This window comes from Actinomadura sp. BRA 177, assembly GCF_013372625.1.
Taxonomy (GTDB): Bacteria; Actinomycetota; Actinomycetes; order Streptosporangiales; family Streptosporangiaceae; genus Spirillospora.
Genome location: NZ_JABXFD010000281.1, coordinates 1 through 14,897, shown reverse-complemented (window position 1 = coordinate 14,897; position 14,897 = coordinate 1). Strand labels below are relative to the sequence as shown.

The window sequence follows — 14,897 nt, the reverse complement described above, 5'->3', positions numbered from 1 at the left end:
CATCACGTGGCCACGCTCACCACTCGTGACACGCTCACCGTTCCCGAGGTCTGCGCCGAGCTCCAGATCTCCCGATCGACCTTCTATGACTGGCGTCAGAAGGGACGCGCGCCCCTCTGCATCGTCCTGCCGAACGGCAGTCTCCGCATTCGCCGGCGCGACCTCGACCGGTGGCTTGCGGCCTGCGAAGACGCCGCCTGATGGACGACATCACATACGACGTCCGCGTCCACAAGACCGAGGTCTACAAGGGAAAGAAGGTCACGACGTACACCGTGCGATGGAAGGTCGCGCGTAAGCCCTGGAAAGAGCCGTTCCGCAACTCAGCACAGGCCGATAGCTTCCGCTCGTCCCTTCTCACGGCGGCCCGTAAGGGTGAAGCGTTCGCCGTGAAGACCGGCCGTCCGCTCTCCTGGGAGCGGGAGGAGAACGCAATCACCTGGTTCGCGTTCTCCCTCGACTACTGCGCGGCCAAATGGCCGTACGCCTCCCCCAACCATCGACGGGGCATCGCTGAGGCGCTGACGGACGCCACAGAGGCTCTGTTGACCACGGGCAAGGGCGCTCCGGCGGGCGGCCTGCTGCGTGACGCTCTCCGAGCCTGGGCCTACAGCGGGCGCTTGCAGAACGGCGAGACCGAACCGCCCGAACATCTGGCCTCGGCCGTCCGCTGGCTGGAGCGGAACACCGTCGACATGAGCGACCTCGCGCCCGACCGGCAGGGGCCGCAGCTCGCGCGGCAAGTTCTCGACCGGCTGAGCCGTCGTCAGGACGGATCTCCGGCCGCGGGCAGTACGGCGACGCGTAAGCGGGCGACCTTCAACAACGCCATGGAGTACGCGTGTGAGCGGCGCGTGCTGCCAATCAACCCGCTGACCTTGGTGAAGTGGACTCGGCCGCGAGTGGCGCAGACGCTTGACCTTCGGGTGGTCGCCAATCCCGACCAGGCGCGGCGGCTCCTCGACGCCGTCCGAGCGCAGGGCAAGCGGGGTGAGCGCATGGTCGCCTTCTTCGCCGTCATGTACTACGCCGCGCTGCGGCCAGAGGAAGCGGTGGACCTGCGACGGGATGCCCTCGTGAGCCTGCCTGATGACGGCTGGGGCGAGATGCGGCTGACGCACGCCGAACCGCGTAGCGGCTCCCGGTGGACCGACAGCGGCAAGCCTCGGGACAGGCAGCCTCTCAAGCACCGGGCGCCCGGCGAGACCCGGCCCGTGCCGATCCATCCGGAGCTCGTCACGCTGCTGCGCCATCACATCAAGGAGTTCAACATCCCGGCCGGGGGCCGGCTGTTCGTCGGGCCGCGCGGCGGGATCATGACTGACCGGACGTACCTCGGGGCCTGGCATAGGGCAAGGGCGGCGGCGCTGAGCGAGCGTGAGGCAGCCTCGCCGTTGGCCAAGACGCCGTACGACCTCCGGCATGCGGCCGTGTCGACGTGGCTCGGTGCGGGCGTCCCTCCGGCTCAAGTCGCCGAGTGGGCGGGGCATAGCGTCGCCGTCCTGCTGCGCGTCTACGCCAAGTGCGTGGCCGGTCAGGAGGAGGACGCCAAGCGCCGAATCAGTGAGGCGACCAGGCCAAAGACGCCTTAGAACTTCGGCACGTATTCGGCACAGACGGCCGTAGGAGGCCGTTAACGATCAGAGACAACCGGACATGACGAGAACAGCCCCTGACCGGGTCGTGCCTGGTCAAGGGCTGTTTCTGCTGGTGTGGCGGGTCCAGGATTCGAACCTGGGTAGGCTAAGCCGACGGATTTACAGTCCGCTCCCATTGGCCACTCGGGCAACCCGCCGCGCGATGGCACTGGAAAGAATAGCGGACGGTGGGAGTGGGTGTGACATCGAGGCGGGGGCTCGGGGGCGTCGGCTTGATCGTTTGGAGTCGATACGCTCGGGAGATCCGGACGTTGCTGCTGAGGGGATGTGTGGGCCGTGGCCGACTCGTCGTTTGACATCGTGTCGAAGCTCGACCGGCAGGAGGTCGACAACGCGCTGAACCAGGCTGCCAAGGAGGTGGCCAACCGGTTCGACTTCAGGAACGTGGACGCGGGGATCAAGTGGTCGGGGGAGTCGATCGAGATCCAGGCGAACACGGAGGAGCGGGCCAACGCGGTGCTGGACGTGCTGAAGGACAAGCTCGTGAAGCGGCAGATCTCGCTGAAGGCGATCGACGCGGGCGAGCCGAAGCTGTCCGGGAAGGTGTACAAGCTGGGCGTGGGGCTCAAGGAGGGCATCGCCCAGGAGGACGCCAAGAAGATCGGGAAGATCATCCGGGATGAGGGGCCGAAGGGGATCAAGGCCCAGATCCAGGGGGACGAGCTGCGGGTCAGCTCGAAGAAGAAGGACGATCTGCAGGACGTCATCGCGCTGCTCAAGGGCAAGGATCTTGATGTTGCCCTGCAGTTCGTGAACTACCGATGATCTTTGAGAGCGCGCCGGCCCCATCCCCCGCAGAAGGGGCCGGCGTGCTCTCGTGTTCTATGACGCGGCCGCGTCCGGGGTGGTTCGGTCGAATTCGGACAAGTTTGCGGCGAGGGTCGTGAGGTCCAGGTCCAGGACGCGGGCCAGGGATGCGACCGTGAAGAACGCCGGTACGGCTATGGCGCCGCGTTCGATCTTGCGGAGGGTGTCGAGGGAGATGCCGGCCTCGTGGGCGACGGCGGCGGCCGGGCGGGAGCCTCGGGCGGCGCGGAGGATCTGGCCCAGGGCCCTGCCTCGGTCGCGCTGCTCGTCGGTCAGTGGGGTGCGCACCATGTGGTGACCTACCGGAGCCCACGGGAGTGGGAGCGCATGCGGGACGCGGGGCGGGTCGTCGCCCGGATCCTGCGCGATGTCAGCAAGACGGCCGAGCCTGGGGTGTCCCTCAGGGAGTTGGACGCGGTGGCTGCTCGGGTGCTCAAGGAGGAGCCGTTTTTGCACTACAAGCCGGTTGGGCGCCCTGGCCTTATCCGGCGAACGTGTGTGTTTCGATCAATGAGGTCGTGGTGCATGGGATCCCGGACGGGCGGGTTCTTGAGGACGGCGATCTCGTGACCGTTGACTGCGGGGCGCGGCTCGGTGGGTACTGCGGGGGCGCGGCCGTGTCGTTCATGGTCGGGGGTGGAGATGAGGCTGGGGCGAGGCTCGTCGAGACGACGCGGGTCGCGCTTGAGCGGGCCATCGCCCAGGCCGTGCCGGGGAACCGGTTGGGGGACGTCTCGTCCGCCGTGGAGGAGACCGCCAGGAACGCCGGTTACGGGATCGCGGACGGGTCCGGCGGGCATGGCATCGGGACGGAGATGCATGAAGACCCGCCGGTGCCGAATACGGGGCGGAGAGGGCGCGGGATGCGGCTCCGGGAGGGGCTGACCATCGCGATCGAGCCGCTCGTGACCGAGAGCGGGCGCGATGCGACCGTGACCTTGGACGATGGGTGCTCTGTCGCGACGAGGGACGGGAGCCGGGCCGCGCATTTCGAGCACAGCATCGCGATCACGGGCGATGGGCCGGTGGTTCTGACGGCGCTCTAGCGGCGGCCGGCCATGCGTTCTAGGCGGGCTATGCGGTCGGCGGTCGGGGGGTGGGTGGAGAAGAGCTTGCCTATGCCGGCGCCTGAGAAGGGGTTCGCGATCATTAGGGAGCTGGTGGTCGCTAGTTCGGGGTCCTGGGGTAGGGGCATCGCGCGGGTGCCGGCGTCGATTTTGCGGAGGGCGGAGGCCAGGGCGAGGGGGTCGCCGGTTAGGCGGGCGCCTGCGGCGTCGGCGGAGTATTCGCGGGTGCGGGAGATCGCCATTTGGACGACGGCTGCGGCTACCGGGCCTAGGACGAGCATGAGGAGGGCGCCGAGGATGCCGGGGCCTTCGTCGTCTTCGGAGCGGCCCAGAGGGAGGAAGATCGCTAGGTGGGAGAGGTATGTGATGACCGTGGCGATCGCGGCTGCCACGGAGGAGATCAGGATGTCGCGGTTGTAGACGTGGGAGAGTTCGTGGCCGAGGACGGCGCGTAGTTCCCGCTCGTCCAGCATGTGCAGGATGCCGCGGGTGCAGCAGACGGCGGCGTTGCGCGGGTTTCGGCCGGTGGCGAACGCGTTGGGCTGGCGGGTCTCGGAGATGTAGAGGCGCGGCATCGGCTGGCGGGCTGAGGTCGAGAGTTCCCGGACGAGCCGGTAGAGCGTGGGGGCCTCGACCTCGCCTACCGGGTGGGCGCGCATGGAGCGCAGGGCGATCCGGTCGCTGAAGAAGTAGGCGATGCCGTTGGTGCCGAGGGCGATGACCAGCGCGATCGTCAGTCCGGCCGTGCCGCCGAACGCCCATCCGGCGACGAGCATCAGGGCGGACAGCGCGGCGATCAGTGCTGCCGTCTTGACGCCGTTACTCTGCACTTCCGTTGCCTCCCCGTCGACTCCGGCATGAACATCAACGGTTTGACCTGGGTGAACGTTCCCGGTCAGGTGGCCTGCGACACCGTCTGCAGGACGATCTGGGGCGCGATGGACAGGACGATCGCACCGGCGGCGGTGGCAGCGATCGCGGCACGGGCGGCGAGGCCGGGAGCGGCGTGGGCCTCGTCCTCGGCCGATGGTGTGAACAGGCGTACCGCCCAGGCCAGGTAGTAGTACAGGCCGATGACTGTGTTGATCGCCATCACTACGGCCAGCCAGGTGACGCCGCCCGCGACGGTGGCGCGGAAGACGACGACCTTGGCGAACAGGCCCATGACTCCGGGTGGCAGGCCGGCGAGGCAGATCAGGAAGAAGGCGAGGGCGGTGGCGGTCGCTGGTGCGTGGCGGGCCAGGCCGCGGTAGTCGTCGAGTGTGCGGCGGCGGTGGTAGCCGATGACGACTGCGAACGCGCCTAGGTTCATGACGGCGTAGAGGGCTACGTAGGCGGTGGTGGCGGCTACGGCCTCGGGGAGGCGCTGAGAGCCGACGGCCAGGGGTGCGAGCATGTAGCCGGATTGGGCTACGGACGACCAGGCGAGCAGTCGGATCGCCGTCCGCTGGCGGAGGGCGAGGAGGTTGCCCAAGGTCATCGTGAGTGCGGCCAGGACGGCGATGACCGGCCCCCACACGTGTCCGTAGGCCGGTAGGCCCAGGGCTAGGACGATCGCCAGGCCCGCGAATCCGGCGGCCTTCGACACGACGGACAGGAATGCGGCGACTGGTAGTGGGGAGCCCTGGTAGACGTCCGGTGCCCAGAAGTGGAACGGGACGGCGGCGACCTTGAACGCGAAACCGGCGAGGACGAGGACTGAGCCGACGGAGGCGATCGGGTCCAGGTCGGCGTCCAACTGAGCCAGGGCCGGCGCTATCCGGTCCAGGTGCATGGCGCCGGTCGCGCCGTACACGAGGCTGATTCCGAACAGCATGATCGCGGTGGAGACGACGGAGACGAGGAACAGTTTCAGCGCCGCCTCGGACGCCGTCCCGTCGTAGCGGCGTAGGGCGGCGAGCGCGAAGATCGGCAGAGAGAGGGTCTCCAGCGCGACCACTAGGAGGATCAGGTCGCGAGCCGCCACTAGAGCCAAAGCGCCGATTACGGCGGCTAGCAGGAGGAAGTGGTACTCCCCCACCGGCATCTTCGAGTCGGTGATCTCGCGTAGGGACAGCAGGACGACGATCACGGCGGCGCCGAGGATGATGCCCTGGAACAGCAGTGTGAAGTCGTCCGCCACGTAGGAGCACGAGCGCGGGCCGCCGGCGCGCAGGCCGTCCGGGAGGCAGAACGTGGCTCGGCGGTCGCCGGGGGCCAAGACGATCACGGCGATCAGCGCCGCGAGCAGCGCCCCCGAAGACAGCAGGGACAGGACGCGGCGGGGCACGTCGAACGCGTCGGCGAGCAGGAGGGCGATCGCGGAGATGGCGAGGATCAGTGGCGGCGCGATGGCCGCGTAGTCGATGCCCTGGATCATCAGCCGCCTCCGAACAGCGCGCGGACCGGCCCGGTGGTCACGTCCAGCAAAGTCTTCGGCCACAGGCCGACGAGGAGGGTGAGTGCGATCAGCGGCACCCAGGCCGCGTACTCCTGCACCGATACGGCGGCGACCGGGCCCCGGGCCGCGCCACCAACAGGCCCGTGGGTCAGCTTGGCGAGCATCCGCAGGAAGTAGGCGGCGGTGAGGACGGCGCCTAGCGCGGCGACGGCCATGAACGTCACGAACGTCTCGCGGGGCAGGTCGGCGTGCGGGCGGTATGCGCCGATCAGCGCCAGCACCTCGCCCCAGAACCCGGCCAACCCCGGCAGCCCGAGGGAGGCGACGGACGCGAACGTCAGGATCGAGGCCAGCCGGGGGGACGTGCCGAGCATGCCGCCGCCGATCGCGGCCATGTCGGTGGTCGCCCAGCGTTCCTTGACCGAGCCGGCGAGGAAGAACAGGAGGCCGGTGATCAGGCCGTGCGCGATGTTGCCGAACAGCGCGGCGTTGATCCCGACGGGGGTGAGGGTCGCGATGCCCAGCAGGACGAAGCCCATGTGGCCGACGGACGAGTAGGCGATCATCCGTTTCAGGTCGCGCTGGGCCAGACAGGCCAGCGCGCCGTAGATGATCCCTATGACGGCCAGGAGGCCCAGCCAGGGCGCCCAGAAGGCGGCGCCGGACGGGGCGAGCGGCAGCGCGACGCGAACCAGGCCATATGTGCCCATTTTCAGCAGCACCCCGGCGAGGAGCACGGAGCCGACGGTCGGCGCCTCGGTGTGGGCGTCCGGCAGCCAGGTGTGCAGCGGCCACATCGGCGCCTTGACCGCGAAACCTAGCCCCATCAGCGCGAACGCCGTGATCTGGATGCCGCGCGTCAGCCCGGAACCGTGCCGTTCGGCGAGCGCCGTCATGTCGAGCGTGCCCGACGTCGCGCCGACCAGCAGCATGCCGGCTAGGAGCAGGCCGGAGCCGAGCAGGGTGTAGAGGATGAACTTGTAAGCGGCGGCGCGGCGTCCCGTCCCGCCCCACAGCATGATCACCACGTACATCGGGACCAGGACGGTCTCGAAGAACACGAAGAACAGCACGAGGTCGAGGGCGACGAACGTGCCGAGCATCCCGATCTCCAGGACGAGCAGGAGCGCGGTCAGCAGCCGGATCCGGCCGCCCGCCGGCGGGTGCCGCAGCGTGTAGAGGAAGCACAGGAACGTCAGCAGCGCGGTGAGGAGGACGAGCGGCAGCGAGATCCCGTCCACGCCGAGGTGGAAGCGCAGGCCGATCGCGGACGCCCACGGCCGGTCGATCTCCAGTTGCATGCGGGACGTGGCGCCGAAGTCGAACGCGGTGAGGGCGGAGATCGCGACCAGCAGCGTCGCGGCGGACACGCCGGTGCCGAACGCGCGGACGGCGAAGTCGGTGCGCAGGAACCGGTTCGCCGGGACGAGCAGTGCCAGCGCCCCGAAGAGCGGGATCGCCATCATCAGCACGAAGATCAAAGGAGGATCACCACCCCGGCCACGATGACGACGACGCCGGCGAGCAGGCCGGTGAGGTAGGTCTGCGGGTTGCCGTTCTGCGGGACGCGGAACCACTCCGCGAGGCGCCGTGCACCTCGTCCGGTGCCGATGACGGCGGCGTCCACGCCCGTCCTGTCGAAGGTGACGACGTAACGCGCCAATGCCTTGAGCGGCCGGACGATGGCGATCGCGTACAGCTCGTCCACGAAGAAGCCTTGTGCAAAGGCGGGACGGGCCGGGCCAAGCGCGCGCGCAGGATCCAGTGCCGGGTCACGGTTCCACACCAGGAAGGCAGTCCCAGCCCCAAGAGCCACCAGCAGGACGCTGAGCAAGGACGCGCCCAGGTGGGGACGCAGTTCAGAAGAACCCAGCCCGAAGAATCCGAGGATCGCGGCAGGGACGGCCAACGCCGCGACCGTCCACGACATGAAACGCGACGGATCGCGCACCTCGTAGGAACCGCGCTGCTCACCGAAGAACGTCATCAGCCATGTGCGCATCGCGTAGGCCGCCGTCAGCGTGACAGTGACCAGCAACCCCAGATACACCAACCACGCGGCCGCGCCCGGCAGAGTCACTTGGTCGGCCACCAACGTGTGCACGTTCATCCTCGACACCAGGCCATCGCAGACCATCGAGGAATCGGGGCACTTGGGCGGCCCCGAAGCGTCAGTGAGCGGCGTGTAGACGGCCCAGCGCGTCCCTGCGGACGCCTCCGACGAGAAGACGCCGCCGTCCAAAGCGGAATGCTGGGCGGCCTCGATGATGGAGTCCTTGCTGAACCAGCCGCTGAACGGCGGGACGCCCGCGAGCGCGGCCAGACCGACCGTCATCGACCAGAACGTGATCGGCATGCCGCGCCGCAACCCGCCGTACGCACGGAGCATGTTCGACCCGGCGGCCACGATGACGCATCCGGCGGCGAGGAACAGCAGCGCCTTGAACGCGCCGTGCGTCAGCAGGTGGAAGACCGCCGCGGACTTCGCGCCGACCGCGAGACCAGCGGCCATCACGGCGAGCTGGCTGATCGTCGAGTACGCCAGGACACGTTTCAGGTCGTCCTGGGCGAGGGCCGCGCACGCCGCGCCGACCATGGAGATCACCGCGATGAGGGCCAGCACGGTGCGGGCGCCCGGCGTCAGGACGAACACCCCGTACAACCGCGCGATGACGTAGACGCCGGCCGCGACCATCGTCGCCGCGTGGATCAGCGCGCTGATCGGCGTGGGGCCCGCCATCGCGTCCGGCAGCCAGGTGTGCAGCGGGAACTGCGCGCTCTTGCCCGCGACGCCGGCGAGCAGCAGCAGCGCCGCCGCGGTGACCGTCGTGCCGGGCAGGTCCCCGGCCCGCGCGACGATCTCGGAGATCTGGAACGTCCCGGCGCCGACGCCGAGCACGATCACGCCGATCAGGAATCCCACGTCGCCGAGCCGCGTGACGAGGAACGCCTTGACCGCCGCCCGCGAGTTCGCCCGCTCCTCCCAGTGGTGCCCGATCAGGAAGTACGAGCAGATGCCCATGACCTCCCAGCCCACGTACAGCAACAGGAGGTCGCCCGCGTAGACGACCAGCAGCATCGCGGACGTGAACAGCGAGATGAACGCCGCGTAGGACGAGTACCGCCGGTCGCCGCGCATGTAGGCGACCGAGTACACCTGGACGGCGAGGGCGACGCAGCAGACCATGAGCGCGACCACGGCGGACAGGCCGTCCACCTGCAGCCCGACGCGGATCGGCACCGACCCCGTGTCGACCAGCGTGAGCGTGCCCGTCCGCGCGCCCGGGTCGCGCCACACGACGAACGCGACGATCGCTGCCAGCACCGCCGAGATCCCGACCGGCACGCACGCGAGAGCCCCGGGGCCGCCGCCCGGCACACCGCGCAGAACCCTCGTCAAGGACGGCCCGAAGAGCATCCCGGCGAACGCGGCGAGGAACGGCAGCAGGGCCACCAGCGAGGCGAGCCAGATCATTGCGCGTCGACCGCCTCGGGCTCCGGTTCGGGCTCGGCCGTCGGCCGGGTATCGCCGTCCTCCGCCAGCGTCCGCAGCTTGTCGACGTCGATCATCTTCCGGTTCCGGAACACCAGCAGGACGATCGCCAGCCCGAGCCCTATCTCCGCCGCCGCGATCACGATGGTGAACAGCGTCAGGACTTGGCCGCCGTGCAGTTTGTCCTGGTACCAGACGTCGAACGTGACGAGGTTCAGGTTGACCGCGTTCAGCATCAGCTCGACCGACATCAGGACGAGGATCGCGTTGCGGCGCGCCAGCACTCCGTACACGCCGACGGAGAACAGCAGCGCGGCGACGACCGTCGGGTACGCGAGATGCATCAGCCGTCCTCCTCCCCTGGCCCGATGTCGGAGCGCGACAGGACGATGGCGCCGACCAGCGACGCCAGCAGCAGCACCGACAGCACCTCGAACGGGAGCACCCACGTCCGGAACACGGCGGCGCCCAGCTCCTCGGCCGACCCGCCGCCGGCGTGCAGCGGCATCCGCTCGTCCCGGAAGCCCATGACCATCACGGTGACCAGGACGGCGGCCGTGCCGACGGCGACCGCCAGCGCGGCCCACCGGTTGCCGGAGTCGAGATCGGTGGACTCCCCGATCGGCGCCCGCGTCAGCATGATCCCGAACAGCAGCAGCACGATGATCGCGCCGACGTAGATCAGCACCTGCACCCAGGCGACGAACTCCGCCGTCAGTACCAGGTAGCCGCCCGCCAGCGCGCCGAACGACACGACCAGCCAGAGCGCCGCGTGGACGAGCTGCCGCGTCGTCACAACCAGGATCGCCGAGCCGACCGCGACCACGCCGAGCAGCGTGAACACGATCTCCTGGCCGCTCATCCGGCCGACCCGGAAGACCGGCGCGCGGCGCGCGCGGCCGCCTTCTCCGCCGCGGCGATCTCCTTCGGCGGTTCCGCCGCCGGGTCGTGGGCCTGCGGCGGCGGGACGGTCCACATCCATTCGCGCAGCCGCTCCTTCTCGTGCGTCAGCTCCGCGATGTCGTACTCGGCGTACTCGAACTCCGGCGACCAGAACAGCGCGTCGAACGGGCACACCTCGATGCAGATCCCGCAGTACATGCACAGCGCGAAGTCGATCGCGAACCGGTCGAGGACGTTGCGGGTCCGGGGACGTCCGCCGCCCTCGGCCGGGAGGGTCTCCTTGTGGGAGTCGATGTAGATGCACCAGTCGGGGCATTCTCGGGCGCACAGCATGCAGACGGTGCAGTTCTCCTCGAACAGGGCGATGACGCCCCTGCTGCGCGGCGGCAGGTCAGGTTGCACTTCCGGGTATTGACGCGTTATGGACCGCCGCGTCATCGTCCGCAACGTGACCGCCAGCCCCTTGGCCAGCCCGCCTCCTGGTAGCCGTCCCACGCGCCCAATGATTGCGCACGATGGGCGCGGGGGGAACGTGATGGGCCCGGCGTTCGTCCTACCTGGAGTAGGCCGTGTGGTATGTGGCGTGCTCGCGGGCAGGGGGAGTATGTGAGTCATCACGCAGACCGCCCTCACGATCCCGAGCACGGCCGCCGGGCCGACCCCTTCCCGGGCCACCCGAACCTCGGTCACACGCAGCCGAACCGGCGTCCGGGAGGCGTGCCGCGGCCCTACGGATCGGCCGCATGGCGCGCGCCCTACCCGGGTCCGCCCACGCCTCCGCCGCCACCGCACGTCCCGGTGCCGTCCCCGGACACCACCAGCGGCGTCCTGTGGGCTTTCGTGCCGTTCATCACACTCGGCTACGGGACGCCGTTCTCGTTCCTCTACGCGGCCATCCGGCGCGGATCATGGGGGCTCGGCGCCACCGCCGCCGGGTACGGGGTCGGGACGGCCGCCGTCCTGACGCTGATGCAGTCCGGGAACCCGTTCCTCACCATCCTCGGATCGTTCGTGGCGATCCTGCTGTGGCTGGCCGGCACCGGGCACGCGTTCGCCGTCCGGGCGTCCGTCTTCCCCCGCGAGACGCCCCGCAACCGGCAGAACGAGCGCGCCGTCGAGTACGCCAGGTACCGCCGGACGCTGCGCGACCAGGCCCGCGCGCTCGCCGCCGAGGACCCGGCGCTGGCCCGCGAGCTGCGGATCGGCCGTCCCGACGCGCCCCGCACCTACGACGACGGCGGCCTCGTGGACGTCAACCACGCGCCGCGCGAGATCATCGAGGCGCTGCCCGGCATGACGCCGGAGCTGGCCGACCGGGTACTGCGCCGCCGCGCGGAGACGGGCGGGTTCGTGTCCGCCGAGGAGATGGCCGTGGACGCCGACATCCCGGCCGACGTCCTGCCGCTGATGGCCGACTTCACGATCTTCCTGAGGTGACGCTCAGAGCGCGACACTGAGGACGCCCGTCAGCGCGAGCTGGGCGAGCGACAGCGGGACGAGCCACGCCCAGGCGAGCTTCTGCAGCTGGTCCTCGCGCATGCGCGGGTAGCTGACCCGCAGCCAGATGACGCAGAACGCCAGCACGCCGATCTTGATGAGCGTCCAGAGCCAGCCCAGCTCGGTGTTCAGGAACGGGCCCTTCCAGCCGCCGAGGAACAGGACGGTCGTCAGCGCGCACAGCACCACGATCCCGGCGTACTCGGCGAGCAGGAACAGCGCGAACCGCAGCCCGCCGTACTCGGTGTACGGGCCGAAGATGATCTCCGAGTCGGCGACCGGCATGTCGAACGGGGGGCGGCGCAGCTCGGCGAGGCCCGCGACGAAGAACACCACGGCGCCGACGGCCTGCCACGGCAGCCACCACCAGCGCCACTCGTCCACGATGCCCGTCAGCGACAGCGTGCCCGCGGCCATCGCCACCGACGACGCCGCGAACACCATCGGCAGCTCGTACGACATCAGCTGCGCGGCGACCCGCATCCCGCCGAGCAGCGAGTACTTGTTCGCCGACGCCCAGCCCGCCATGATCGCGCCGATCACGCCGACGCCCATGACGGCGAGCGCGAAGAAGACGCCCGGCCCGAGGTCGAGCGCGACCTGCCCGCCGGGACCGACCGGGATCACCAGCAGGACCAGCAGGTACGGGACGAGCGCCACGCCCGGCGCCAGCTTGAACACCCACCGGTCGGCGTCGCGCGGGACCACGTCCTCCTTCTGCGCGAACTTCACCCCGTCGGCGACGAGCTGCGCCCAGCCGTGGAAACCGCCCGCGTACATCGGGCCGAGGCGGCCCTGCATGTGCGCCATCACCTTGTGCTCGGCCTGCCCCACCAGCAGCGGCAGCAACGCGAACGCCGCCACGACCAAGGCCAGCTTGACGACGACCTCAAGCATTGGGCCCCCAGTCCTCCGGGACGCCGGGCGGACGGACTCGGCGGCGGCTTGGGGCGCCGTGGCCTGATTCGCCCGGTTCTTTGGCGCCCGGCCATGGCTTGGCGACGCGGGCGGCGAGGATGAAGTCCTTGCGCAGCGGATGGCCCTCGAAACCGTCCGGGAGCAGCAGCGGGACGAGGTTCGGGTGGCCCTCGAACAGGATCCCGAACATCTCCGCCGTCTCGCGCTCGTGCCACGCGGCGCCCCGGTAGACGCCCGTCGCAGTCGCCAGGACTGGGGCCCGCTTCGGGACGCGCGTCCGGACCAGCAGATGGTGGCGGCGCTCCAGCGAGTACACGTGGACGACGACGGCGAAACCGTCCTCCAGCTCGTCCACGCCGGTCAGCCAGTCGAAGAAGCCGCAGGCCAGGTCGTCGCGCGCGAAGGTCAGCGCGTCCACCCAGTGCTCGTGCGGGACCCCGCCGGCGAGGCCGCCGGTCGTCTCCTCGGTGCTGACCTCGTCGCCGAACCGGGCCGTCCAGGCGTCCGCGAGTTCCGTGCTCACCGGTCGCGTCCGATCCGGTCGTCGTGGTCGTCGTCGTGGTCGTCGTCGGCGAGCCCGGGGATGATCGACGGATCGTTCTCGACCGGCCGGACGGGACGGGTCACCTCGTCGTCCGGCATCGCCTGCACCGGACGCGTCTCATCGTCGGGCTCGGCTGGATCGTCGCCGAGGTGCGGGACGGGCTTCGTCTCGTCCTCGGCGCCGCCGCTCTCCCGGCGGGCCTCCTCGCCCATGACGTCCCAGTGCTCGAACGTCTCCTCCTCGTCCGGCGGGGGCGGGGGCAGCTGGAGCGGGCGGCGCAGCACCGTCGCCGACAGCGGGCGCGGCGCGGGCGGCGGGCTGAGCGGGTCGCCGCCGGTGTACCGGTCGCCGAGCGACTCCGCCGCGATCTTCTCCTGCAGGTGGACGATCCCGTGCAGCAGCGCCTCGGGACGGGGCGGGCAGCCGGGCACGTAGACGTCCACCGGGATGATCTGGTCGACGCCCTTGGTGACGCAGTAGGAGTCCCAGTACGGTCCGCCGCAGTTGGAGCAGGCGCCGAACGAGATGACGTACTTCGGCTCGGGCATCTGCTCGTACAGGCGCCGCACGGCGGGCGCCATCTTGTCGCTGACGGTGCCGGACACGACCATCAGGTCGGCCTGCCGGGGGCCGGGCGCGAACGGGATGACGCCGAGCCGGATGAAGTCGTGCCGGCTCATCGACGTCGCGATGAACTCGATGGCGCAGCAGGCCAGGCCGAAGTTGAAGACCCACAACGAGTAGCGGCGGCCCCAGTTGAGCACGAACTTGATCGGCTTGGGCGCGAGCCGCGACAGCGGTCCGACGCTCGGCGGCGGTAGATCGATGGTGCCCACAGCGCCATTGTTACAGCGCGCCTGTCACCGCGCACCGGGGCTCACACCCAGGAGAGGACGCCCTTCTTCCCGGCGTACACCAGCCCGGTCGCGAGGAACGCGAGGAAGACGAACATCTCGCCGAGCGTCGTCGCCCCGTAGCCCGGCGCGGAGAAGATCGTCGCCCAGGGGAACAGGAACACCGCGTCCACGGCGAACACCACGTACAGGTAGGCGAAGACGTAGTAGCGCACGTAGGAGTGGGCCCAGCCCTCGCCCACGGGGTCGACGCCGCACTCGTACGTGGTCAGTTTCTCCGCCGTGGGACGCTCCGGACGCAGCATCCGGTTCGCGGCGAGCGCCCCGCCGACGATCCCCGCGCCCACGAGGAGCAGGACCAGCACAACGACATACGTGTCGAAATAGTTATGCACCAGGTCCTCCTCGCGTGCGTCTCATCCAGTATCCCCGGCGCAGGGTCAGGGGAGTGTGACCTTGTACCTCCACCCCGGAGGATCACAATGTCATGGTTTTGCTGCACACTAGGTTTGCATTGGGTCAGGTTGACCTGGAAGGACGTGACCGGATGAGTAACCCCCCGCCTCCCCCGGGCCCTGGCTGGGAATCCCCGGGCGGCGCCTCCTGGCCGCCTCCGCCGCCGGCCGGGGATTCCCAGCCAGGGACCGGGGGAGGCGCGGGGGTACTCAGCCGGTCCCGTCCCTGTCTCTTATAACCATCTCCTGCCTCACGAGACGACCCCCTACCTCATATGCCGTCTTAGGCTTGAGAAAAACACAGGACGTATACAAAAGACA

16 protein-coding genes, 1 tRNA gene and 1 pseudogene are annotated in these 14,897 nt (G+C 69.6%); 5 read left to right on the top strand and 13 right to left on the bottom strand.

Annotated features, from left to right (window positions below):
* The first annotated feature begins 6 nt into the window (after positions 1-6).
* Positions 7-201 (top strand): helix-turn-helix domain-containing protein, encoded by a 195-nt coding sequence (locus tag HUX53_RS12485; RefSeq protein WP_309237186.1) that lies wholly within the window; start codon positions 7-9, stop codon positions 199-201.
* Positions 201-1,592 (top strand): tyrosine-type recombinase/integrase, encoded by a 1,392-nt coding sequence (locus HUX53_RS41045; protein WP_176403335.1) that lies wholly within the window; start codon positions 201-203, stop codon positions 1,590-1,592. Before HUX53_RS12485 ends, HUX53_RS41045 begins: the two co-directional genes overlap by 1 nt.
* Before the next feature lie 121 nt (positions 1,593-1,713).
* Here HUX53_RS41045 and HUX53_RS12475 read toward each other — a convergent pair.
* Positions 1,714-1,795: transfer RNA gene (locus tag HUX53_RS12475), tRNA-Tyr, on the bottom strand.
* 139 nt (positions 1,796-1,934) lie between these two features.
* Between HUX53_RS12475 and HUX53_RS12470 the strand changes: the two genes are divergently transcribed.
* Entirely contained in the window at positions 1,935-2,423 is a 489-nt protein-coding gene (locus tag HUX53_RS12470; protein WP_176403334.1) for a YajQ family cyclic di-GMP-binding protein, read from the top strand.
* Between the two features lie 57 nt (positions 2,424-2,480).
* Here HUX53_RS12470 and HUX53_RS12465 read toward each other — a convergent pair whose 3' ends face one another.
* On the bottom strand, positions 2,481-2,756 hold the full coding sequence (locus HUX53_RS12465; RefSeq protein ID WP_176403333.1) for a helix-turn-helix domain-containing protein: 276 nt from the start codon (positions 2,754-2,756) through the stop codon (positions 2,481-2,483).
* Here HUX53_RS12465 and map point away from each other — a divergent pair.
* Positions 2,741-3,511 (top strand): type I methionyl aminopeptidase, encoded by a 771-nt coding sequence (gene map / locus HUX53_RS12460; protein ID WP_309237185.1) that lies wholly within the window; start codon positions 2,741-2,743, stop codon positions 3,509-3,511. The genes HUX53_RS12465 and map overlap by 16 nt on opposite strands.
* On the opposite strand, the gene htpX is transcribed toward map, so the two are convergent.
* The 7 genes from htpX to HUX53_RS12425 form a co-directional block, all read right to left on the bottom strand.
* Positions 3,508-4,362, bottom strand: a complete 855-nt coding sequence (htpX, locus tag HUX53_RS12455; RefSeq protein ID WP_176403332.1) for a zinc metalloprotease HtpX — start codon at positions 4,360-4,362, stop codon at positions 3,508-3,510. The genes map and htpX overlap by 4 nt on opposite strands.
* Before the next feature lie 65 nt (positions 4,363-4,427).
* Positions 4,428-5,891, bottom strand: coding sequence for an NADH-quinone oxidoreductase subunit N (locus tag HUX53_RS12450; protein WP_176403331.1), 1,464 nt, complete (start codon positions 5,889-5,891; stop codon positions 4,428-4,430).
* Positions 5,891-7,384, bottom strand: a complete 1,494-nt coding sequence (locus HUX53_RS12445) for an NADH-quinone oxidoreductase subunit M (protein ID WP_309237187.1) — start codon at positions 7,382-7,384, stop codon at positions 5,891-5,893. The genes HUX53_RS12450 and HUX53_RS12445 overlap by 1 nt, the downstream gene beginning before the upstream one ends.
* A gap of 5 nt (positions 7,385-7,389) precedes the next feature.
* Entirely contained in the window at positions 7,390-9,387 is a 1,998-nt protein-coding gene (locus tag HUX53_RS12440; RefSeq protein ID WP_176403330.1) for an NADH-quinone oxidoreductase subunit L, read from the bottom strand.
* Positions 9,384-9,749 (bottom strand): NADH-quinone oxidoreductase subunit NuoK, encoded by a 366-nt coding sequence (nuoK, locus tag HUX53_RS12435; protein ID WP_176403329.1) that lies wholly within the window; start codon positions 9,747-9,749, stop codon positions 9,384-9,386. The genes HUX53_RS12440 and nuoK overlap by 4 nt, the downstream gene beginning before the upstream one ends.
* Positions 9,749-10,267: an NADH-quinone oxidoreductase subunit J gene (locus HUX53_RS12430; RefSeq protein WP_176403328.1), complete on the bottom strand. Its 519-nt coding sequence runs from the start codon at positions 10,265-10,267 to the stop codon at positions 9,749-9,751. Before HUX53_RS12430 ends, nuoK begins: the two co-directional genes overlap by 1 nt.
* Positions 10,264-10,803 carry an NADH-quinone oxidoreductase subunit I gene (locus HUX53_RS12425; RefSeq protein ID WP_176403327.1) on the bottom strand — a complete coding sequence of 180 codons (540 nt, stop codon included), beginning with the start codon at positions 10,801-10,803 and terminating at the stop codon, positions 10,264-10,266. The genes HUX53_RS12430 and HUX53_RS12425 overlap by 4 nt, the downstream gene beginning before the upstream one ends.
* Before the next feature lie 222 nt (positions 10,804-11,025).
* On the opposite strand from HUX53_RS12425, the gene HUX53_RS12420 reads away from it, so the two are divergent.
* Entirely contained in the window at positions 11,026-11,745 is a 720-nt protein-coding gene (locus HUX53_RS12420) for a helix-hairpin-helix domain-containing protein (protein ID WP_176403326.1), read from the top strand.
* Between the two features lie 3 nt (positions 11,746-11,748).
* Here HUX53_RS12420 and HUX53_RS12415 read toward each other — a convergent pair whose 3' ends face one another.
* The 4 genes and pseudogenes from HUX53_RS12415 to HUX53_RS12400 form a co-directional block, all read right to left on the bottom strand.
* Complete coding sequence (locus tag HUX53_RS12415) at positions 11,749-12,702, bottom strand: complex I subunit 1 family protein (RefSeq protein WP_176403325.1); 954 nt, start codon at positions 12,700-12,702, stop codon at positions 11,749-11,751.
* Entirely contained in the window at positions 12,695-13,246 is a 552-nt protein-coding gene (locus tag HUX53_RS12410; protein WP_176403324.1) for an NADH-quinone oxidoreductase subunit C, read from the bottom strand. The genes HUX53_RS12415 and HUX53_RS12410 overlap by 8 nt, the downstream gene beginning before the upstream one ends.
* Positions 13,247-13,602: 356 nt before the next feature.
* Positions 13,603-14,064: pseudogene (locus tag HUX53_RS43020) on the bottom strand (NADH-quinone oxidoreductase subunit B); the annotation flags it as partial.
* A gap of 80 nt (positions 14,065-14,144) precedes the next feature.
* Positions 14,145-14,516: an NADH-quinone oxidoreductase subunit A gene (locus HUX53_RS12400; RefSeq protein ID WP_176403322.1), complete on the bottom strand. Its 372-nt coding sequence runs from the start codon at positions 14,514-14,516 to the stop codon at positions 14,145-14,147.
* Positions 14,517-14,897 lie beyond the last annotated feature (381 nt).

Excerpts from the sequence above, each read along its gene's own strand:
- HUX53_RS41045 (WP_176403335.1), top strand. The coding sequence starts at position 201 with ATGGACGACATCACATACGACGTCCGCGTCCACAAGACCGAGGTCTAC.
- nuoK (WP_176403329.1), bottom strand. The coding sequence starts at position 9,749 with ATGCATCTCGCGTACCCGACGGTCGTCGCCGCGCTGCTGTTCTCCGTC.
- HUX53_RS12465 (WP_176403333.1), bottom strand. The coding sequence starts at position 2,756 with ATGGTGCGCACCCCACTGACCGACGAGCAGCGCGACCGAGGCAGGGCC.
- HUX53_RS12430 (WP_176403328.1), bottom strand. The coding sequence starts at position 10,267 with ATGAGCGGCCAGGAGATCGTGTTCACGCTGCTCGGCGTGGTCGCGGTC.
- HUX53_RS12440 (WP_176403330.1), bottom strand. The coding sequence starts at position 9,387 with ATGATCTGGCTCGCCTCGCTGGTGGCCCTGCTGCCGTTCCTCGCCGCG.
- HUX53_RS12415 (WP_176403325.1), bottom strand. The coding sequence starts at position 12,702 with ATGCTTGAGGTCGTCGTCAAGCTGGCCTTGGTCGTGGCGGCGTTCGCG.
- HUX53_RS12450 (WP_176403331.1), bottom strand. The coding sequence starts at position 5,891 with ATGATCCAGGGCATCGACTACGCGGCCATCGCGCCGCCACTGATCCTC.